Origin of the sequence: Gracilibacillus massiliensis (genome assembly GCF_001458115.1) — a bacterium.
Taxonomy (GTDB): Bacteria; Bacillota; Bacilli; order Bacillales; family Amphibacillaceae; genus Gracilibacillus; species Gracilibacillus massiliensis.
The window spans coordinates 571301-593467 of the sequence record NZ_CZRP01000012.1 but is presented as its reverse complement, the minus strand read 5'-3'; the positions used below and the strand labels follow the sequence as shown (position 1 = coordinate 593467).

25 protein-coding genes are annotated in these 22167 nt (G+C 33.8%); 4 read left to right on the top strand and 21 right to left on the bottom strand.

From position 1 onward, the window contains the following. Nucleotides 1-323: 323 nt before the first annotated feature. From BN3107_RS10490 to prsW, 15 genes are all read right to left on the bottom strand, one after another. Nucleotides 324-1052: a hypothetical protein gene (locus BN3107_RS10490; RefSeq protein ID WP_058307575.1), complete on the bottom strand. Its 729-nt coding sequence runs from the start codon at nt 1050-1052 to the stop codon at nt 324-326. 22 nt (nt 1053-1074) lie between these two features. Beyond that, a complete protein-coding gene (locus tag BN3107_RS10485; RefSeq protein WP_316245031.1) occupies nt 1075-1251 on the bottom strand; it encodes a DUF2768 domain-containing protein in 177 nt (58 codons plus the stop codon). Between the two features lie 244 nt (nt 1252-1495). Next, on the bottom strand, nt 1496-1756 hold the full coding sequence (locus tag BN3107_RS10480) for a stage VI sporulation protein F (protein WP_058307573.1): 261 nt from the start codon (nt 1754-1756) through the stop codon (nt 1496-1498). Between the two features lie 58 nt (nt 1757-1814). Next, complete coding sequence (locus BN3107_RS10475; RefSeq protein WP_058307572.1) at nt 1815-2855, bottom strand: NAD(P)H-dependent glycerol-3-phosphate dehydrogenase; 1041 nt, start codon at nt 2853-2855, stop codon at nt 1815-1817. Nucleotides 2856-2866: 11 nt separating this feature from the next. Further along, nucleotides 2867-4177 carry a ribosome biogenesis GTPase Der gene (gene der / locus BN3107_RS10470; protein ID WP_058307571.1) on the bottom strand — a complete coding sequence of 437 codons (1311 nt, stop codon included), beginning with the start codon at nt 4175-4177 and terminating at the stop codon, nt 2867-2869. 134 nt (nt 4178-4311) lie between these two features. Further along, complete coding sequence (locus tag BN3107_RS10465; RefSeq protein ID WP_058307570.1) at nt 4312-4497, bottom strand: capping complex subunit for YIEGIA; 186 nt, start codon at nt 4495-4497, stop codon at nt 4312-4314. Nucleotides 4498-4515: 18 nt separating this feature from the next. Then, nucleotides 4516-5397 (bottom strand): YIEGIA family protein, encoded by an 882-nt coding sequence (locus BN3107_RS10460; protein WP_058307569.1) that lies wholly within the window; start codon nt 5395-5397, stop codon nt 4516-4518. Further along, nucleotides 5394-6032 (bottom strand): YphA family membrane protein, encoded by a 639-nt coding sequence (locus BN3107_RS10455; RefSeq protein WP_058307568.1) that lies wholly within the window; start codon nt 6030-6032, stop codon nt 5394-5396. The genes BN3107_RS10460 and BN3107_RS10455 overlap by 4 nt, the downstream gene beginning before the upstream one ends. Before the next feature lie 653 nt (nt 6033-6685). Beyond that, a complete protein-coding gene (gene rpsA, locus BN3107_RS10450; protein ID WP_058307567.1) occupies nt 6686-7831 on the bottom strand; it encodes a 30S ribosomal protein S1 in 1146 nt (381 codons plus the stop codon). A 92-nt stretch (nt 7832-7923) separates the two neighbouring features. Beyond that, nucleotides 7924-8508, bottom strand: coding sequence for a lysophospholipid acyltransferase family protein (locus BN3107_RS10445; RefSeq protein WP_058307566.1), 585 nt, complete (start codon nt 8506-8508; stop codon nt 7924-7926). Nucleotides 8509-8520: 12 nt separating this feature from the next. Then, entirely contained in the window at nt 8521-9183 is a 663-nt protein-coding gene (cmk, locus tag BN3107_RS10440; protein WP_058307565.1) for a (d)CMP kinase, read from the bottom strand. A gap of 26 nt (nt 9184-9209) precedes the next feature. Beyond that, on the bottom strand, nt 9210-9848 hold the full coding sequence (locus BN3107_RS10435) for a flagellar brake protein (RefSeq protein ID WP_058307564.1): 639 nt from the start codon (nt 9846-9848) through the stop codon (nt 9210-9212). Between the two features lie 115 nt (nt 9849-9963). After that, a complete protein-coding gene (gene ypeB, locus BN3107_RS10430) occupies nt 9964-11298 on the bottom strand; it encodes a germination protein YpeB (RefSeq protein WP_058307563.1) in 1335 nt (444 codons plus the stop codon). Between the two features lie 17 nt (nt 11299-11315). After that, entirely contained in the window at nt 11316-12221 is a 906-nt protein-coding gene (sleB, locus tag BN3107_RS10425; protein WP_058307562.1) for a spore cortex-lytic enzyme, read from the bottom strand. Between the two features lie 241 nt (nt 12222-12462). Beyond that, a complete protein-coding gene (prsW, locus tag BN3107_RS10420; RefSeq protein WP_058307561.1) occupies nt 12463-13119 on the bottom strand; it encodes a glutamic-type intramembrane protease PrsW in 657 nt (218 codons plus the stop codon). Between the two features lie 87 nt (nt 13120-13206). On the opposite strand from prsW, the gene BN3107_RS10415 reads away from it, so the two are divergent. Continuing rightward, entirely contained in the window at nt 13207-14169 is a 963-nt protein-coding gene (locus BN3107_RS10415; protein WP_058307560.1) for an asparaginase, read from the top strand. A gap of 123 nt (nt 14170-14292) precedes the next feature. Here BN3107_RS10415 and BN3107_RS10410 read toward each other — a convergent pair whose 3' ends face one another. Together BN3107_RS10410 and BN3107_RS10405 are read right to left on the bottom strand one after the other, a co-directional pair. Further along, nucleotides 14293-15276: a YpdA family putative bacillithiol disulfide reductase gene (locus BN3107_RS10410; RefSeq protein ID WP_058307559.1), complete on the bottom strand. Its 984-nt coding sequence runs from the start codon at nt 15274-15276 to the stop codon at nt 14293-14295. A gap of 39 nt (nt 15277-15315) precedes the next feature. Then, nucleotides 15316-16545: a Glu/Leu/Phe/Val family dehydrogenase gene (locus BN3107_RS10405; RefSeq protein ID WP_058307558.1), complete on the bottom strand. Its 1230-nt coding sequence runs from the start codon at nt 16543-16545 to the stop codon at nt 15316-15318. A 112-nt stretch (nt 16546-16657) separates the two neighbouring features. Between BN3107_RS10405 and BN3107_RS10400 the strand changes: the two genes are divergently transcribed. From BN3107_RS10400 to BN3107_RS10390, 3 genes are read left to right on the top strand one after another with little or no spacing between them, the layout of a single operon-like run. Next, nucleotides 16658-16930 (top strand): spore coat associated protein CotJA, encoded by a 273-nt coding sequence (locus BN3107_RS10400; RefSeq protein ID WP_392389060.1) that lies wholly within the window; start codon nt 16658-16660, stop codon nt 16928-16930. Further along, the gene (locus BN3107_RS10395; RefSeq protein WP_058307556.1) at nt 16927-17196 is read left to right on the top strand and encodes a spore coat protein CotJB; all 270 of its coding nucleotides are present in this window, start codon (nt 16927-16929) and stop codon (nt 17194-17196) included. Before BN3107_RS10400 ends, BN3107_RS10395 begins: the two co-directional genes overlap by 4 nt. Nucleotides 17197-17214: 18 nt before the next feature. Then, a complete protein-coding gene (locus tag BN3107_RS10390; RefSeq protein WP_058307555.1) occupies nt 17215-17784 on the top strand; it encodes a manganese catalase family protein in 570 nt (189 codons plus the stop codon). A gap of 681 nt (nt 17785-18465) precedes the next feature. Here BN3107_RS10390 and BN3107_RS10385 read toward each other — a convergent pair. Genes BN3107_RS10385 through BN3107_RS10370 form a run of 4 tightly spaced genes read right to left on the bottom strand, consistent with a single transcriptional unit; the run spans nt 18466 to nt 22117 of the window. Further along, a complete protein-coding gene (locus BN3107_RS10385) occupies nt 18466-18966 on the bottom strand; it encodes a LysM peptidoglycan-binding domain-containing protein (protein WP_058307554.1) in 501 nt (166 codons plus the stop codon). Next, the gene (locus BN3107_RS10380; RefSeq protein ID WP_058307553.1) at nt 18950-19537 is read right to left on the bottom strand and encodes a CPBP family intramembrane glutamic endopeptidase; all 588 of its coding nucleotides are present in this window, start codon (nt 19535-19537) and stop codon (nt 18950-18952) included. Before BN3107_RS10380 ends, BN3107_RS10385 begins: the two co-directional genes overlap by 17 nt. Further along, entirely contained in the window at nt 19524-21065 is a 1542-nt protein-coding gene (locus BN3107_RS10375) for a RecQ family ATP-dependent DNA helicase (RefSeq protein ID WP_058307552.1), read from the bottom strand. Before BN3107_RS10375 ends, BN3107_RS10380 begins: the two co-directional genes overlap by 14 nt. Then, nucleotides 21062-22117 (bottom strand): helix-turn-helix domain-containing protein, encoded by a 1056-nt coding sequence (locus tag BN3107_RS10370; RefSeq protein ID WP_058307551.1) that lies wholly within the window; start codon nt 22115-22117, stop codon nt 21062-21064. Before BN3107_RS10370 ends, BN3107_RS10375 begins: the two co-directional genes overlap by 4 nt. Nucleotides 22118-22167: the final 50 nt, after the last annotated feature.

Here is a 22167-nt window from a genome sequence, read left to right as displayed (position 1 = left end):
TATGAAAGTGGGGAATTATATGCATTTTCAATAGTGTTTCGGGGGTTAAAGTGGGAAAAATAATTTCCATAATATGTTTTTCAGTGGCCTTCTTTCACTCCTGTGGGAATTTTTTACCTGAAGATCCACTTTTTCGAGCGATCTTTGCTTGAAAAAGTTAGCTGAAGGGAAAAACCCACGGAAAGGGAAGTGGGCAGCCGGAGCGGATAACTAAAAGATAAATCATTTCAAAATTATCACATCTCTTATTTCGCAGTTTAGTTTTTTAACATTAAAAAAGAAACTCGCTTTATGTAAAAACGAGTTTCTTTCATTTTTATAGGTTACCAGCTTTCTTCGATTTCTGGTGCAAAAATTGGTTCGTTGTTTTTTACAGTAAATGGTATACTGTATGCTGGTACTACTGGATGTTCTTCTATCAAAATAGGTCTTATGTCCTCACCATTATTATAATTATGATCGGTTTCTTGTAATTTCTGATAAAGATCAATGCGATAATCAATCAATAATTCGCCATTTGTAGTAATATAGACAGGTAGATTTTCACCTGAATATGGACTTTGTACATGTGGTGGTTCTTCTAGATTAAGTTCTTCATAATCCAATTCATACACACTGCCTTCCACTTTGTCACCGAATGGCGGATAGGTGTGTTCATCTCGATAAATAGTTAACCGTTGCTGAATCGTTCGTACTTGATCAGCTACATGTAAATCAATTACCTTAACAGTTGGATTTTCTTCTACATCCACTAAAACATATTGATAACTACCGCCATTTTCAAAGGCAGTACCCGGAGCGGTTTGTAAAAGTCCTTGTCGTTTCAACATGCTAAAATCAATCACATATTTTTGATAGAGTGGTGTTTCATTTTCTTTTGTGTAAATCGGTAATAACCCATTATTTTGTTCTCTGTATTGTTCAATCGCTTGTTGAACCATTTGTAACTGTGAATCATTTGAAATTTGATTTTTACTTAGATTTTCGGAAGGATACATACAACCTGTCAAAATAAAAATACTAAGTATTATAATCATTTTTTTATGTAACATAAGAATTCTTAGCTCCTTCTAATTAGGCCGACGGTCCACTTATCACGACTAAGAAAATGATGAGACCACCAACCACCAAACATATGTAAGCGACAAAGGCGACTATTCCTGAAATAATTCCTTTTAATTTGTATCTACTTAGCAGTATTAGGACCATGGCTAAAATCAGCGCACCCATACCACCAAATGATATCCACATTTTCATTAATGCATCAGACAACTGTATTCAATCCTTTCTAGTGCATTCTTAATTCCTTCATTATAACATAAAATTGTAGTAACGCTTAAAGTACGTTTCAATACCTAAAAGACCGAAGTAGAAGGGGCAAAATCTACTTCGGTTATGACTAAATAATGTACCCGTAATCACCCTGAAAGTGAATGCTTGTGCGATTTATTGTATGCGAAGCAATATTACCTTGCATCCTCATGTGCCTATAAAGTCAATTTTTAAATAATTTGCTTAAAGTATTCATATCTTTCGGCATGTTATTGTTGGTAATTGCTTTCACAATTTTATCTTCTTTTTGCTTCGAAACGGATTTACCGGAAAGTCTTGCTAATTGTTTAACCAGTTGTCTCACCGTTTTTTCATCTGAAAAATCAGCATTTTGAACAGACTGTGCTACTTTGAAAATATCGTCTGGTTGAACATTAGATTTTTTTTGAATTTGATCAAACATGTTTTGTTTAAAATCACTCAAAATAACTCCTCCTAACTACTATAGTCATGTTTATAGTATGCATGGAGGAGTTAAACAGTTAATCCGAAAACCTATCGATTAACAAAGAAGAGATATCATCCACTTCATTTGTACGATTACGCGTCATCAAATGATCCACCACTTCTTTTGGAGTCTTTTTTTCAAAAATTACATCATATATCCCTGCCGTAATTGGCATTTCTACCTTTTCCTGACGGGACATCTGATTAACTGCTTCTGTTGTTCGAATTCCTTCTACAACCATACCCATTTGATCTAATACCTCGTTTAATGGCATCCCTTTACCTAACATATTACCTGCTCGCCAATTTCTGCTATGAACACTTGTACATGTTACGATCAGGTCTCCTACTCCTGACAGACCAATAAATGTTAAAGGATTAGCACCTTTCATTGTAGCTAAACGGGTAATTTCTGCTAGTCCTCGGGTAATTAATGCAGCCTTGGCATTATCGCCATATCCTAAACCGTCAGAAATACCTGCACCTAATGCAATAATATTTTTTAACGCTCCACCTAACTCGACTCCAATAATATCTGTACTTGTATACACGCGAAAATAATCATTCATAAATATATCTTGCGTAAAAACGGCATTGGCTTGGCTATTAGAGGCTGCTGTTAACGTGGTAGGGTGTTTGACACTTACTTCTTCTGCATGACTTGGTCCAGATAGAGCTACAACATCGTCAACTAATTCAGGCAACATTTCTTCTTTAATCATTTCAGATATCCGAAAGTGGCTATCTGGCTCAATTCCTTTACTTCCATGAATAATCGGAACTTGTTGTTTAAGTACTTTGTTTAACTTCTGGCATGTTTCGCGTATTGCTTTCGTTGGTACCACCAAAACAATTGCTTCTACATCCTCAATTGCTTTGGATAAATCATCAAACAATCGTAATGAATCTGGCAGATCTATATTAGGTAAATATTTTAGATTCTTTCTGTCTTTTTCCATTTTTATTTTTTGCTTGGAATTATGGGTCCATAACCGGACATCTTGTTGATTATCACACAGTACCATCGCAAGCGCAGTTCCCCAACTTCCTGCACCTAATACAGCTACTTTTTTCATTTATTTCACCTCTAACTTCTTCTACGTGCATATATTTTTATAGGAGTTCCTTCAAAACCGAATGCATCACGAATCTGATTTTCAAGAAAGCGTTCATATGAAAAGTGCATTAATTCTGGATCATTAACAAAAACAACAAATGTAGGTGGTTTCACAGCTACTTGTGTTGCATATAAAACCTTAAGTTTTTTTCCATGCTTAGTAGGAGCTGGGTTAATCGCTAGCGCATCCATGATCACATCATTTAAGATATTTGTTTCAACACGTTTTGTGTGGTTTTCACTAGCCTCAATTACTTTAGGCAAAAGCGTATGGATTCTTTTCTTCGTTTTTGCTGATAGATAAATAATCGGAGCATAATCTAAAAACAGGAAATGTGCTCTTACTTTTTCCTCAAATTCTTTTATAGCTTGATCGTGTTGAGCAATTGTATCCCATTTATTTACAACGATGATTACCGCTTTACCAGCTTCATGTGCATAACCAGCTATTTTTTTATCTTGTTCAATAATACCTGTATCAGCATCTATCAACGTTAAAACGACATCGGAACGTTCAATCGCTTTTAAAGCTCTAAGAATACTGTATTTTTCGGTAGATTCATAGATTTTACCTCTTTTTCTCATACCAGCAGTATCAATTATTACAAATTCCCTATCTTCTTTAATAAAATTAGTATCAATTGCATCTCTCGTAGTTCCCGCAATATCACTAACAATTACCCGCTCTTCATTTAATAGTGCGTTTACTAAAGAAGACTTTCCTACATTAGGTCTTCCGATTAAACTGAAATGAATTACATCTTCATCAACTGGTTCATTATCTCTTTCCGGGAATAAGTTTACGACACTATCTAGTAAATCACCTAATCCTAAGCCATGTGTACCTGATATCGGATGCGGTTCTCCAAAACCTAGTGCATAAAATTCATATATTTGCTCTCTCATCTCTGGATTATCAACTTTGTTTACGGCTAACACAATAGGTTTATTTGATTTGTATAAAATTTTCGCAACTTCTTCATCAGCAGCAGTAATTCCTTCTCTACCATTCACAAGAAAAATAATAACATCAGCTTCACGAATGGCAACCTCAGCTTGTTCTCTCATTTGTATTAATAAAGGCTCATCGCCAATTTCAATCCCTCCGGTATCAATTAGGCGAAAATTAGTATTTAACCATTCTGCTTCTGCATAGATTCTATCTCGGGTTACTCCTGGTATATCTTCTACAATCGATATCCTTTCACCAACTAATCGGTTAAATATCGTAGATTTTCCTACATTTGGCCTTCCAACTATTGCAACTACAGAACTTCTCATGAAGGCACATCCTTCCTAAAATGTATTGAATTCAAATTTGTTCGTAATAGTTTCACTTTACTAAATTACCATAACTAAGCTAATGAAAACAAGTTAATTTGTTCTATTTAACATAATATAATTATTGTAAAGACTTAATGCTTCACTATGATATATAATTCCTCACTTAAGGCATGACTAATACCATCTAATATAGCTTCAAGATTTGCAGCTACTTTTTCCATTTCTTCTTTATCATCACAAATAAATATCGAAGCACCGGCAGACACCTTATTCCGATTTGTTGTTATTGTAGCTAATATGGCTTTTTCAAGTACCATAGTTATCACCTCTTTTAATCACTTATTTTGAGCTTTTGATTCAGAGGGCATACGAATTGCATTTTCAAGAACAGGAACTGAACGAATTACTTTTATAGCTTTTTTAACATCTTTGTCTTGAGGCAAGATAAAAACCCCAATTCGGCCATCGTCTAAATCTCGCTTGATTAATGGAACTAAAGCTGGTGTTCCTGAATCACGGATTACTCCTAAAGAAACAGATATATCATGAAGAATAGCTTGTCGTTGTCCTAGGTTTGCAATAGTAGATCGAACATCAAAATTCTGTGGAGTTAAAATAAACCCCATTCCATGTTTCATAATCTCTTTTTGTCTAATAGGTAAACCAATATTCATAATATATATATTATCTACATAAAGACCTGCCCCATCAAAAGATATCTTTGCTTCTTCAACGCTAACGATATCACCGAGTGTTGAGCCACTCATATATTTTCTAAGTAAGTAAATACAAATAACAGTTACTAATATAGCTAAATAAATATTCCATACTAAATAAGCCATCGTCGTTAAAAGTGAAGTGAAAATCACCAAATAATTACGACTTTCAAATGCTACAGCGATACCTTCTATATATGTATTCCCTCTGGGTACTAGTTCGTAACTATCCATTTCTGATAATGTGTTACGTTCCATATTTCGTACTTCTCTAAATTGCGACGCGGCTATCGTTAAAAAAGTAACCGCAGTGAATTCTTTCTCCATAATTGCTGGTACTGCAACAGATCCTAAACCAGCAGCAATAAAACCGAGAGCAAGGTGTATAATCTTGCCATGTAAATACGTGGGGTATTGTCTATAATCGGTTTTTAACATAATCATCCTGGCAATGGTTCCTATTGTGACACCAAATAGAATGGGATAAGTATACTCATTCACGAATTCCACCTCTTTTTAAATTCGATAACTTTTATAATACTCTCCATTTTTTCGATTATATATTCCCAACTATGTTGGATCGCAATTAATAGAAGAACAGAAAATAGTATAATAAAGTAATAATGATAACTAATGGTATATTGAAGATAATAGTTAAGACAGATTAATCCAAACAGGAGTTGTCCAAACGTTAATCCTGTAGTGAGAATAATAATCTGCTTATATATTTCTTTTGAAGTGAATTGAGTTAATAAAAAGACACATACTACAGCAATTAATATAAAAGCAAAATCATTTAATACTGGGCTTGTCAAACGCCATAGGAAATAAATCGCATACATGTAGCTTATAAAAAGTATAAATAAATATTTTTTAATGCGAAGTTTTTGATAAATTAATCCACAACTTGTATAAACTAATAAAAAAAGAAAGCAAACATTCATTGGTAGATCGATTATAATGACTTGATATGGAAGTAAATTCAAACATAAAAGTAATCCCATCGAATATACAAATCTTATTTTTTTATTTGACAGAAAAAAAGTAGTAATACACCATAACAACCAGCATGCCCATACAATCAGAAATTGATACATATTCATCACCTTTAAACAGTATGTACCGAGTAGTAGCATTTTAACCGTCCCCTATTAAAAAACGTTAAAACTATTTAGACCTAATTAATTACTAAAAAATAATTAATGAACAAAAGTAGGATTATACGACATAACTTAGTTATCCATTTTGAAATGATATATGTGCATAGAAACCGCTACGGCTTGCCCACTTCCCTTTCCGTGGGGTTTTCCCTTCAGCTAACTTTTCCAAGCAAAAACCGCATGGAAAAGTGGATCTTCAGGGAAAACGATCCCACAGGAGTGGAAGTGGCCGCCTACGCTTAGTGGGACTCTGCAACGATTGCAAATGCTCATATTTTTTGAATTATTACAATTAGACAATAAGCCAGCTTATATTGAAAACAATAATTAATCTAATGATAAATTGAAAAGGAAATAGTAAATACGTCAACATGATTATTTTTGCTTGAGTTGCAGAGTATAAAAAAGCGCAGGCGTCCGCTTCTACTCCTGCGGGAAGTTTTTATCCGAAGATCCACTTTTGTAAGTGGTCTTTGCTTACCAAAGTTAGCGGACAAGCCGGAGCGATTGCAAAGCACATATAATATCTCATAATTACTAAAAAAATAGTGTAGTATTGTCCTACTTTAGCTCATCAACTGATTTTGCAGATAAAAAAACATGCTACGTAAAAGTAGCATGTTTTTGGTTTAATCGTTTTTGTATTTGTCTAATTTATCACCGATCATATCTCCTAGTTGAAAACCGGATTGATCGTCGTCACTTTCGTATTGTTTAATTTCTCGTTGGTTACGCTCTTCTTCTATTTCTTTAATACTTAGAGAAATTCGCTTATCGGAACCACTCACTTCTAAGACTTTTACGTTCACTTTTTGATCGACTTCTAAAACCTCACCAGGCGTCCCAATATGCTCTGTAGAAATCTGAGAAATGTGTACGAGTCCTTCAACGCCAGGTAAAACTTCAACGAAAGCACCGAAGTTTACCAATCGCTTCACCGTACCTTCTACTACATCATTTACAGCAATTTTTTCTTCAATATTATCCCATGGTCCTGGTTGAGTAGCTTTGTGAGATAAAGAAACTCTTTCATTTTCTTTATCGACTGATAGTACTTTTACTCGCAAACTATCTCCTTCAGATACCAAATCAGATGCTTTTTCTACATGTGAGTGTGCTAATTGTGAAATATGTACTAAGCCATCTAATCCACCAATATCAACAAACACACCGAAATCAGTAATTCGTTGAACCGTACCTTCTATTTCTTGTCCTTCTTCAATTGAATCTAGTAATGTTTTCTTTTTCTCTTGTGCTTCTTGTTCGATAACGGCACGATGTGACAAAATAATTCTGTTTTGTTCTTTATCTAATTCCACAATTTTTAACGTTAATGATTGATCTTGATAATCAGCAAAATCTTCTACATAGTGTGTTTCGACAAGTGAAGCAGGAATAAACCCTCTAACACCAACATCTACTACAAGACCACCTTTTACTACATCGCGAACGGTAGCATTAATAATTTCATCATTTTCGAATTTTTCTTTAAGATCTTCCCAAGCTTTTTCTGCAATAACTGCTTTTTTAGACAATACGATCTCTTCGTCTTCTACTTTTTTCACTTGTAATTCCAACTCGTCACCTTCACTAACAACATCATTGGCAGTTTCAATGCGCAATGCTGAAAGTTCACTAATTGGAACTATTCCTTCGACTTTATGTCCTATATCTACAAGAACATGTTTCTCTTCAACCTTTACTACTTTTCCTTGTACGATATCTCCTACTGAAAGCTCCTTAATTTCAGAAATTTCTTGATTCATTTCGTCCATGACAAAGACCTCCTTCGATTTCCAACACAAAAAAGTTTAATGTGCTTTTTTCTAACTTCTAACATTTAGCATGATTTGTCAAGTTATATATATTAAACTGGTTGTTTTTCTTTAATTTTTTTAATATCTTCCATAATAGCATCTGTCACTTCTTGAGCTGAACGTTTATTTTTCCTAAGTGACTCCATATCTACTGGCATTCCGTATACCACCTGAAGTGGTTCTTTGCTTTTATACTCACCAATAATCGCACAAGGAATAACAGTTGCTTTTGAGCGTAATGCAAAAAAACCTGCACCAGCAAGACCTCTTTTTAATTCACCATTTTTACTTCTGGTTCCTTCGGGAAATAAACCTAGTACATGACCGTCTTTTAAAACTTCTAAGCCTTTACGTAATGCGTTTCTATCTTTCATTCCGCGTTTAATAGGAAATGCATGTACCTTATGTAATATATATCCGAATAATTTATTTTTAAACAATTCTTCCTTTGCTAAAAAATGAATATCGCGTGGACAAGTAATACCAACTATAGGTGGATCATAATTAGAGATATGATTAGAACATATGATTACCGGGCCTTCTTTAGGGATATTTTCTGTACCTTTTGCTATTACTTTGTATTTAGGTTTTAGAACTAGCTTAACCACATTTTTGGCAAATCGATAAAAGCTCATTTTCTTAACTCCTTAATTTGTATTAACTAAAGCTAAAATTTTTTCTGCAACTTCTTGAATGGATAGAGAAGTGGTATCAATCTCAATAGCATCTTCTGCTTTCTTAAGTGGGGAAACTTTTCGCTCCGAATCCATTTTATCTCTAAGTTTTATGTCATTTTCTATTTGTGCAAGATTTGATGGAAAACCTTTCTTTTCGTTTTCTTCATGTCTTCTTTTGGCACGTTCTGAAACACTGGCAACTAAAAAGATTTTAATCTCGGCATCTGGGATAACATGTGTACCAATATCTCTTCCATCCATCACCACTTCTCTATTTTGTGCTAACTTTTGTTGTCTTTGCACCATGATCGATCGCACATCTGCAATCGATGCAATGGCGGAAACATTTTGAGTAACTGCATCAGATCTTATGTCTTCTGTTACGTTCTGAGTATTTAAAAACACTTCTTGTTGGGCATTAATATCGATTGCTATTTCTTTTAAATGCTGTACAACTTTCTCTGATTTATTGATATCAATGTGGTGATGAAGTACAGAATAGGTTAAAGTGCGATACATGGCACCTGTATCGATATATACATATCCTAACTTTTTCGCTACGATCTTTGCCACAGTGCTTTTTCCTGCTGCTGCAGGTCCATCTATTGCAATGGATAATTTTCTATTGCTCATTATTATTTCAATCCTTCCATTTACTTTTACGATGACAATCCTTTTTGACGAGCTTGTAATTGTTTTAGAAAGCCAAAACGAACAATTAATTGTTGATCATGAGGATTGATTTCTTCAAATTTAATTGATACTAGATTATTTTTTTCTTTTCTCTCATGTATTCTAACGGTTTTACCTATGATATGTAAATACTCTATTTTATTATCGAGAGGTAAGACTAACATCAAATCAACTAGTTCATTTTCCTGTAAAGAGTTGTCGGTGTCAACGATAATAGACAAACCACCACCACTAATGTCATGTGTAACAGAAGTGAACGATCGTGAGCTTATTTTACTTTTAACTGAAACATCTAATAATGCCTCAATTCGCACAAATTCTCTTCGTTGAATTTTTTTTAGCTTCTCCTGATCAAAGGATAATATTAAAGTAGGAATATTTTTCACTTTTCCCTTTCCAATGATCTCACTATTAAAACTATAAACCGAATTATTTTCAATAAAACTAACCTGAAACAAAGTACCAACTGAAAACAACTCTGTCTGATTGGTATCTTCATTAATAGGATAATCTATATATAATTTATTATTTTTCGTGTTAATAACCCGGCATTTATAAAAAGTCTTATTTTCTTCAATCTGTAAAAAAGTACCGATTTTAATCAATGTTCATCCTCTTTTCTTTGCTAGGAATTTTGAATTAGATATAGAAAAATAATGGATAAAGCATATTTATTATCTCAAAAAAAAGAAAGAAGGGGAAGTCCTTCTTTCATACTTTTTAATATTTGATTTCTGCTTGCTTTAGTTTGTCTACTCTGACTTCATCTCCATTAGAAGCATCGATAAATATTTTATAGGTATCCTGATTCAAAGTGCCTAGGAATACATACGTTAGTATTTCTTCTCCTAGATCATTTTCTGTAATCGCTAAGTGATGTTCTTCAATTTTTAAATTAGAATTTACGCTTTCTCTTGCTTCTTTTTCCGAAATTTTGGCTTTAGGTATTTCTCTTTCATGGTTTTTTTCTAGATAATCTTTTGCAACAAAGCCTAAAACTTCGCCATTATCCAGAGCAACCTTTATCTGAATTGCATCTGGGTAAATCCAGACATCTTCATATTGTGGTACAAATTGAAAAACGCCAACATGATCATATTGATTACTTTCGACCATTGCTAAATCGCTAGTATAATCGATATCCTTTAAATACTGTTTTGCATTTTTCATAGCTTCATGTAAACTTATTTTTGATTCAGAAACTTCTCGATTTATCATTAATGAAATCGGATGTCCTCCTTGTTGCGTAACATCAATATATCCAGATTTATTTTCTTGTTTAAATGAACCACTATATAAAGGTATATTTGCACCTTCTCCTGTGCTTGCAACGGTTAATTCCGTATCGTTGTCTATTCGGAGTAATGATCGCATTTTCTTTTTCGCTTCTTGCTCTGAGACTTTTTCTTTACCAAGACTGGTAAAACCATCTTTCTTGCTAGATGTTCCCATTAAAGTTGCATTTAATTTTCCTTCCGAGAATCCTTCAACGGTTTTTTCTACCGTTTTAAAGCCATCAATTATTGTATTATCCGCTTGCTGATCATTATTTACTAATGCTAATTGGACGTCCATCCATCGAAGGTTTTCATTTAATGCCATGTTTTGAACTTTTCTAAGTTCGGATTCAATGTCACCAGATATTTCGTATAAAGATTCTAATGTCGCTACTTCATCTTCTGACAGCGGCTCTTTATCGAGGTCTCTGATAGCAGTGCGATAGCTAAAATCACCCATTTCCGATAAAAATTCTTCGGTTTTATTAAATGGCATTAAGGTTAACGGTAGCTGACCAACATCGTTATGAGCCATAGACGTTAGCCTCCATATCTCAGCTAATTGAGGAGATAATTGTTTTCGTGAATTCATAGCTAATGTTGAACCAATCTTGTCATGAAGCAAGTCTAAATTATATGTCAAACCATGAAAGGAACGTTGATAATTATTCTCTGCTTGGATCAGAATCGCATTTTTTTCTTGATGTTCTTGATATCCCCAAACAGATACGCCAATGATTGCTAAACTCAGAATTGTTATAAGTGTCCATCGAAACACGTTCTCACCTCCAATTATTACATACAGAATATATGTTTCCCTATTCGTTTAATTTGTGGTCGAGACCAAATCCAACCTGAAGTTGCAGTATCTGGATTAAAGTAGTACAAAGCCTCTCCTGTTGGATCCCAACCATTAATCGCATCTAAAACTGCTCTTTTAGCGGATTCGTTTGGTGTTAACCAAATCTGTCCATCAGCTACAGCTGTAAAAGCACGAGGTTCAAAAATAACTCCTGATACAGTATTAGGAAAAGTTGAGCTTTCCACTCTATTTAAAATAACGGAAGCCACAGCAACTTGTCCCTCAAATGGTTCACCTCTAGCCTCCCCATACACAGCGTTTGCCATTATTTGAATATCATTTTGAGAAAATCCCTGTGGTATGTTTACAGCAGTTGGTTCTAAATCTTCCTCAGTAGCTGCTGGTTGTTCTTGATTTTGTTGTTGATCTGATTCTTGTTGGTCTCGCTTTTGATTATTATTAGGTGCTTGTTTATTTGATTCTGATTGACCTGTCTTATTTGGACTTGGTTCTGTTTGTTTTTGTTTATCTACTCCTCCATAGTGTGTGAATTTTTTTCCTTGTTGAATTTGCTGATGAACATAACTTTTATCAAATTCGCTTGCCTTTTCCAGTTTTTGTTTAGTTGATTGTCCAGCCATACCATCAATTTCCATACCGAATTCATATTGAAAATTACGAAGTGCCCAATATGTTCCCCATCCGAATACACCATCAATATCACCGTTATAAAAACCTAAAAACTGCAATCTCGCTTGTAACTCGATTACATCATCACCGGTTGCTCCCTGTTGAATGACTTGATCGGAGAACGCCCTCACCTTAATGTCATCGACACTCATTAAGAACACAGAACAAATCACAAAGGTAAATATACATATTGTTATCTTTTTCATCATGAAAGGTAACCTCCAAACTTACTCTAAATCACATCTTATTATGGATAGCTTTTAATAAATATTGAAAATTATTCATTAAAACTTTGAGGGTATACAAAAAACGATTATATCTTTGCTGATATCCATTAAAAAATCCAAAAGATGTTGAATTCTAATCGTAGAATTTATATCATCTTCTGGATTTCAGTTCATGTCATTTATGATGTTAAGTTATTCAAGTTAAATAACAGTTTACAATTTATCATGTTGGAGTTTGGCTTATTTCGTTTGCAATTTTTACTTTTCTTAAGCTTAAAAGCCAGAGTAGTACCATAAAAGGAATTAAGCCATAGATCCATTGCCCCTGGATACTTTCGATAATAAAATCGTAAGTGCCATGTAGAAAAGTAGGTAAAAGTAAAGCAATTAATAAATAAGGAGTACCACGATTAGTTGCAAACTTCGCCCTTCCCAAATAATAGCCCATAATTACGCCAAATAATGCATGGGACGAGACTGGAAATATTGCTCGACTAATGGCAAATTCGATACCATGTGCAAACAAATAAAGAATATTTTCAACTGTCGCAAATCCTAAGCTAATAGAAACGCCGTAGACAATTCCATCATAAACGCTATTAAATTTGGAATATTTATATGTTGTAAAAATGAATATGAACCATTTAAAGAACTCTTCAAAAAGACCATATATAAAATAGGACTGTAAAAAGAGTGATTGCGCAACACCTTCTTCTTGAAATGCATACTGAATGAACATGATTGGAAATACTAATAATGCTCCATATAAAAATGTCCGAAAAATAGCAAAAATAGGTTCAAGTTCATATTCATCTTTCAAGTAAAAGAATGATAGCAATGCAAATGCTGGAGCAATAGAAACCGAGATAAGAGCAAACAATAATCCACCTACTTTCTAACTTCACTAAAATATGGGATACTATCCATAGAGATATATGTCAAACCAAAAAAGAAAGTTGGTCACATCATGAAAAAAACTTTAATTATTCACACTGGCGGTACTATTTCAATGAAAGAAAATCCTCAAGGAAGCGTTGTCGAAACAGATGCACATCCATTATCAAAAATGGAAGCTCTTCACTCGTTTCCTATTGAAGAAGTTCAATTATTTCATTTGCCTTCCCCACATATTACTCCTGAACAAATGTTACAATTAACCAAGTTTATTCAGGAGAAGATTGAAACCAATTTATACAATGGTATTGTTATAACTCATGGTACAGACACCTTAGAAGAAACTTCTTATTTTATAGATTTATCTATTAAATCATGTATTCCCATTGTTTTTACTGGTGCAATGCGTTCAAGTAATGAGATTGGTTCAGATGGGCTATATAATTTGATTTGCGCTATTCGAGTAGCGTCAAATCCAAAAGCAAGTAACCGCGGTGTATTGATTGTGATGAACGATGAAATCCATACAGCACAATATGTAACGAAAACTGCTACAAGTAATGTTTCGACATTCCAGAGTCCTCAATTTGGCCCGGTTGGTATTGTAACGAAACAAGATATTTATTTCTATCAAAAAACCTATCAAGATGAAATAATTTCTGTTTCATCACTTACTAAAAAAGTAATTTTGTTAAAAGCATATGCAGGAATGGATAATGAATTATTGGAATATATTTTGTCTACTAACATTGAAGGTATCATCATTGAAGCATTGGGGCAAGGGAATATTCCACCGACCCTAGTACCAACTATTAAAAAACTAATAAAAAAAGGGGTAACCGTGTTATTTGTTTCCCGTTGTTACAAAGGTATCGTACAACCAACTTACCATTATAAAGGTGGTGGTCGAGCATTACTTGAAGATGGTGTCATTTTTGCCAATCACTTGAATGGACCGAAGGCACGCTTGAAATTAATGCTATTACTAGAAAACGACGCATCACAACGAGAAATAATGACGGCATTTCGAGACTAAAACCTTACTTTGTTTTAGAAACTAACTAAGTGAAGCAACTGGAATTAAAATGATACTCTATATACCAGTTGCTTCACTAAAATGGATTTGAATTAACAGAAATTCCATTTCAAAGTTTTGTATTTATACCTGTTCTTTCTCTTCGATAGCTTTCGCTATTAAGCCACCGTGAAATCGTCCATTTTCAATAAATATCCCATTATTATCATATCCAGCAGCAATTACCCCTGCAATAAATACGTCATTTATATTCGTTTCCATCGTCTGATCGTTAAATTCTGGTTTTCCTGTTTCAGCATCTATCGCAATCCCAATTTGTTTTAAAAATCTTTGATTAGGTTGATACCCTGTCATGGCGAATACATAATCGTTCTTTATCGTTTTTCTTTCATTATCAACTTGATAAATTAATTTATGTTCTGTGATCTCTTCTACTGTAGCGTTAAACTCCATTTTGACTTTGCCGTGTTTCACTAAGGAAGCAAACTCAGGTAATATCCATGGCTTAACACTTGGTGAATAGTCATTTCCTCGGTATAACACCGTCACATTAGCACCAGCCTTATGTAACTCGATCGTCGCATCGACAGCTGAATTTTTCCCACCTATCACAGTTACATCTTGTTGATAGAAAGGATGAGCCTCTTTAAAATAATGAAAAACCTTTTCTAATTCTTCACCTTTTATTCCCATATAATTTGGTTGACCATAATACCCGGTCGCAACAATACAATATGTACTTTGATAGGTATATTTCTCCTTATGTTGATTAATTGTTTGTATTGTAAATTGATTATTTTCCTTTATAATACTTGTCACTTCTTCAAAGCTATTAATTCTTAATTTTTTTCGAATAGCTACAGTTCGATAATAAGCTAAAGCTTGATTTCTTACTGGTTTATTTTTTTCAGTTACGAATGCCACATCACCAACTTCTAATTTATCACTAGAACTGAAAAAGGTTTGATGGGTAGGGTATTTATAAATAGAATCAACAATATTTCCTTTTTCGATAATTAGTGGGTCGATGCCGATATTTTGTAATTCAATTGCTGCAGACATACCACACGGACCTGCACCAATAATAATAGCTTTTTCTTGTTGCATTTTGTACAAACACTCCTTCATTTACTACGTTCTTTATGATTAGATCCATCCTCTAAAACGAATGGCTTCAGCTTGATTTTTTAAACCGACCATATAGCTTGCCATATATATATTAACATGTTTATTTTCAGAAATATAGCGAACTTGTTTGATTGCTTCATGGATAATGGCATGCAGTCTACGGTTGACTTCTTCTTCTGTATATTTAATTCCTTGTTTGTACTCAAGCCATTCTAAATAAGCATAAATAATTCCACCTGTGGTTGTTAACACTTCAGGAATAATTGAAACTTGTTTTTTAAATAAAATCTCTAAGGCTGATTTCTCAATCGAATTTGTAATCGTTTCTAATATCACATTCGCGTTTATTCGATCTGCTGTTTCACTAGTGATTTGTTCGCCTCTCGCAGTTAACACCAACATATCACATTCCTTTTGTAGAAAAGAATCCAAATCAATACTTTCAGGAATGGACTTAGTAACTAATCCGAAGTTATCCTTTTTACTTAAAATATTTGGTACATCTAGACCAGCAGAATTGTATACTGCACCCTGTGGGTCCGAGATACCGATGATCTTATAACCTAATAGATGGAGCGATGTAGCCAAATAACTACCAACCCGGCCAACACCATGAATCATAATACCTTGACGTTGTTGCTTATCATCCTGTAATAATGATTGGATTGTCGAGAGTATCCCTTTTTCAATTGCCGTTTCTTTATTTTTAATCCCACCCAATACAACAGGCTTACCAGTTATAAAGTTCGGATTCGTATGTGTATTTAACAAACTATATTCATCCATCATCCAAGCCATTATTTGCGGATCAATCGATGCGTCAGAGGATAGTACATCGACATCCGGACCAATCACTCGTTGAATAGCGCGAATGTACCCTCTGCATACGCGCTCCAGTTCACGGTAGGATAGTTCTCTAACATCACAAACAACCCCTCCACTACTTCCACCTAAGGGTATTTGCATGTTACTTGTTTTGACACTTCGTAATATCGCTAATTGTGAGATTTCCTCTTCTGTTAAGTCAGGTCGAAAATGAACATTTCCTTGAGTTATTCCAAATACATCATGATGCATTGTTCGAAATCCTGTAAATATCTTAACGGAATCGTCATCCATTCTGACTGGAATTCTTACTTTAGTCGTTTTTGTTGGTTCCTTTAATAGTTCATATATTTCATCGGGATAGCCCATTTTATTTAATAATTCAAACATCATTTCTTGTAAATCGATATATCCTTTTTGCAACTTTTTTCACTCCTCAACTCTTACAAATACTAAAAACAGTATACAACGAACTAGAAATAAAGTGAAATTAACATCCTTGTAGTTGTAATAGGACAAGATATTGATCCATAAAATGAAGATGAAGCTTACAAATTATTTGTATAACCGAAAGGAGACCAATATGACGTATACAATGGTAAAATGTTACTCACCATATGTTAGTAGATTCGACCCTTGTAAACCAGTACTAAAAAAATGTTATTCGACTCCCCCAAATTTATATATAACTTATCAACCAAAAAATGCTGAACAATTCCCTACCGCAAGAGAAGCCCTGTATACAGGGACTTTGTGGCCAGGTTTGTATGATCCTTATCTGTTGAAAAGAGGTGACACAAACGAATGACACATCAAAAACAAATGCCGGATAGTTATTATCAATTATTGGAACAAATTCAGGCTGTCGATTTTGTCTTGGTTGAGCTTACTTTATATCTCGACACACACCCTGATGACTTAGAGGCAATTAAACAGTTTAATCAAGCTGCATATGAGAGTAGACAATTGAAAAACACATTCGAAAAGCAATTTGGACCTTTAATGCAATTCGGTCAAAGTTTTTCTAATTATCCTTGGGATTGGAAAGAAGCTCCATGGCCTTGGCAAGTATAGAAAGGAGGGAATGAAACAGTGTGGTATTATGAGAAAAAACTACAATATCCAGTTAAAGTAAGTGAATGTAATCCTAGACTAGCTAAATATTTAATTGAACAATATGGTGGTGCAGACGGGGAATTATCAGCCGCATTACGCTACTTAAATCAACGTTATACGATTCCTGATAAAGTGGTTGGTTTATTAAATGATATCGGAACAGAAGAATTTGCTCATTTGGAAATGATTGCAACCATGATTTATAAACTTACGAAAGATGCAACACCTGAGCAACTTGTAGAAGCCGGTCTTGGTGCTCACTTTGTAAACCACGATCATGCATTATATTATCAAAACGCAGCTGGCTCTCCTTGGACTGCCACCTATATCCAAGCTAAGGGTGATCCTATAGCTGATTTATATGAAGATATTGCAGCTGAAGAAAAGGCACGAGCTACTTATCAATGGATTATCGATATCTCGGATGATCCCTGGATTAATGATTCACTAAAATTTTTGCGAGAAAGAGAAATTATTCATTCACAACGTTTCCACGAAGCAGTCGAGATTTTAAAAGAAGAACGTGATCGCAAAAAAGTATTTTAATTTAAAAAGAGACTGGGACACAAATATTTATTTAAACCGAAAACACGAACGATGCAACATGTATTATTGTGTAATATAAGGAATGCTAAGAAGTATATTTATGTGCAGTGTAGTGATTTTGAGAGCATAATACTGCTTAGCAATAGCTACGGCTTATCCGCTTCTACTCCTACGCTAAATTGATATTATTAAACGCTAGTATGAGGTAGCATTATGCTATTTCTCTCATGTGTAAAAAGCGTTGATTGGAGTAACAGATCAAAATACTATATGTCACAGTAGTTGTATAACAAATATATTAGCGCAGGCCGCCCACTTTCACTCCTGTGGTAACTTTTTACCTGAAGATCCACTTTTTCAAGCGATCTTTGCTTGGAAAAGTTAGCTGAAGGGAAAAAACCACTGCATAGAAAACACTACGAAAGCTTACTTGAGTAGATGTTGCACTTGTGCCCGTGGTAAAAGGGAAGTGGGCAGCCGGAGCGGATATTTAGTAAATAAACATCTCAAAATCACCACATCACTTATTACACAATATCTCCCTAATAGGCATAAAACTCTTTTGAATCAGTTTCTGGTATCCTTTTAAGAAACGTAATGTATGTTAATGTTAAAATGTTTTACACCTAAATAGCCGCTTTGATAAATAGATACACGTCAGAAGTTAGCTTTTCTTGATCGTTATCTATTTTCAAGATTTGGAATTATTATTTCTTCACCCACTATCAATGTATGGTTTTCTAATTGATTAGCATCTATGATCTCTTTTACATATTCACTTGTTCCGTAGTATTTTTCCGAAATGGAAAATAACGTATCCATTCGTTCTACTTCATGAGTAGTAATTGACTGCTCCTCAACTTTGGGACTATTAATACTAGTGTTCGATTGATTTAATTTGATAAAAACTTGTTCTACTCGTTGATCAGAATCTTCTGTTTCAGCAGAAGATAAATACTCCTCTCCCCAAAACTTAATCGTTAATAATAAAAGGATAATTACAATAAACAATAATAAGATAAAGCGAATAAACGGAAAAGAAAGCTTCCATTTGTTTTTTTTCTTAGTTGACTTATGAACCTCCTTTCTCGAAGGAAGTGAGTCAATTTCATGTTTCGTTTGATCCGTATTTATTTGATTTCGTAGCGATGATGCTTGATCTTCTTTATAATTTTGATGCATTACGAAACCTCCATGTTCTTATCATAATTGCTAACAAAACATCGATTAAAAAATGTAACGTTATGACAACAGTTAGACTATTTGTCCATTCATAAACGAAACCTAACAAAAAACTTAAACCAATAACTGATAAAAAAAGAATCATTTTCGATAAATATCTTACATGTATGATTGCAAAAATGGTACTTGCTATAATTATACCAAAATTGGTTTGAATTACACCTCTAAACAACCATTCTTCACTAACCGCTATTACAAAACACATACTAATAATTTCAAAGTATGAGCCCTCTTGAAATAATTTCTGATTGATTCCACCATCATCCCACCATTTAGAAGGAAACATCTTCATTATCAAAACATCTATTGCTACAATAACAATAGCAATTCCCACTCCAAATAACAGCAGATCATCAATCGAAACATTAAATAATGACCAAAAAGTAGACAAATCATTAAATAGGATATAGGTTAAAAGTAAAGCAATGACAAAAAGCAGTAATTGTGATAACCAAACCTGCTGCTTCAATTGTTTACTTGTTAACTGTTTTATGATTTCAGCTTGTTTCATTTTCGTATTTATCTCCTTGATACAATATACCCTTTAATAGTGCTTTCCAATCTTTATCTGTTTCAATACTTCTAGTTGTTTTCGGCTGCCAGTTACTCCATTTAAAATCACAATAATCACAACACATAAAAGTAGGTGTCTGAATTTCGTCTTGGAAATGGTAAAATAATTTTGTTCTCCTACAAGTATCTGAATGAACCCATTCCAACATTTCTTGTCTTTTTTTATGTTTATATGTTAGTCGTCGTTCGATAGTGCGCTGAATTGTTAACAATGCTTTCTGATAATCAATCGCTTCTCTTATAAAATGTCCCTCTCTAAGAATCTCGATTCTTTCTAATTGATAACTAAAAAAGCGCCAATGTGGCTCAATACCACCGGAACGTGTAATGAAATCTTCTTTTAATTGTTTCAATGTTATCTCAGATTGATATATTTTTTGTAAAAAATAGTCAACTAGTGAGATATCCGGTAATTCTGTTTCAAGAAGGCGTAACGAAATGTATGGATCATTTTCATGATAAAGAGTCACACTAACAGATTCTTGGCCGTCTCTTCCTGCCCTACCTACCTCTTGAATAAACGACTCGATTTGAGTAGGGATATGATAGTGAATAATGAGTTGAATATCTTTTTTATTTATCCCCATTCCAAATGCATTCGTACAACAGATAACATCTAATTGATTATTCATAAACTGTTGTTGTATCAACAAACGGTCTTGATTGTCTAGTCCACCATGATAATAAGCGATATTACGGTTAGGGACTTTAGCCTGGAGAGTGGTTGCGATTTTTGTTGCTTCATCTCGACTAGAGAAATAGATAAGTGTAGGTACTTTGTATTTTTGGACAAGATCGATAACTCTGTTTTCTTTATCTTTCATTTGTTCAACACGATCGACAACAAATGAAATGTTAGGCTTGTCCATCGGATAGATGATCTTTTCAGCATCGGTTAGCTGTAATGTTTTTAAAATGTCCTGCTGAACGTCTGGCGTTGCTGTAGCTGTTAAAGCCAAAATTGTGGGATTATCTAAGTGATCAATTGCTTGTTTGATTCTCATATAATCCGGACGAAATTCATGGCCCCATTGGGAGATACAATGCGCCTCATCGATTACAAACAAATCAACTTTTAAAAGAGATAATTTTTGTAACACTCTTTCGCTCTGTAACATTTCAGGTGAGATGTAAATTAATTTATAATTTGCTAGATTTTTTAATATGTTTTCTTTCTCTGTCCATGAAAGCATACTATTAAGTGCAGCGACTTGCTTAAATCCTGTGGATTTTAATTGTTTCACTTGATCCGTCATGAGAGAAAGCAATGGAGATACAATAATAACCGTTCCCGACTGAATAATTGCTGGTAATTGATAACAGATGGATTTTCCTGATCCAGTAGGTAACACAGCAAATACATTTTGTTGGGATAATACGTGCTCAATAATTTCCCGTTGCCCCGATCGAAACGAAGAGTAACCAAAATATAATTGCAAATAATCCTCTAATGTGTACTTGTTCATAATTTATAGCCTCCACTTTGTTCCAATGCCATTACAAGCTTAATTTGAAAATACGTAACAGATTCAGGTAATTGAGCTTTAATATCTTTTAATCGCTTAGTCGCAGCAATATCAAGTACATGTTTAATCATGAGATACTGTTGTTTTGTTATATATTGATTCCAATCTATCATTATATCCATATAAGCGATTTCCACGATGTGATCCTTAATGGTATTCTCTTTTAAGTTTCGAATCGTTACGATTTCGTCAATAACAAGACCTTTATTAAGAAAATTCAATGTTTTAGAAGCTGAATCACTAAGCACACCGTTATTTAAATGATCCGGATAAAGATTTGCTAAAAACTTAAAATCCTCCTCTTTCTCAATCTTTTGACATATGTAATGAATCGTATTCATTATTGATAAGTAGACATCATGAATAGACAGATTATATTTAGTAGCTAGCTGTTCTTTACTAAGTCCAACTTTTTCAAATGTTGTTACATGTTCTACAAAAATGGCACTGTAGACGCTAGGAAATGCTTGTAATACTTTGTACAGATCATGATAGATGAATTCAAGCAATAATAGTGAATTTACGCTCTGATCTTTCCACACTTTTTTGACAAACTTCTGTACTTTCACATCTTCTATAATTGGAATAAATGTAGGATTTTTCTGATGCATATGAGTAAGCGTTTGAATGAATAAAATTAAACGTGAGGAAAAAGAGTAGGAAGCATCGTAATATTGAATACCATCTAAAAACAAATATGGCGATAATTTAACATGTAATGCTTTCAATAAATTGCTTCCTCGTTCGGTAAGACAGATTGTTTGGTCATCTGATACTTCGACTAATTCTTCCTTTGCTAAATGAGATATAAAACGGTCAAATTCAGCCCTAGTTAAGACCTTGTATATACCAAAATAACGTGTTAATCCAAATATATTACTATCTTGTACTGTTTGCGTCGATTTTTTCGCAGTCAATAAATGATAAATATTATATATTGTTCGTTCACTATTCAGTCGTTTTATGCAATCTAATATAACGTATTTAAACATTTATTCACCTCTATCACTTCTTTATTTCTCTAATTATGTAAGAGTTACTC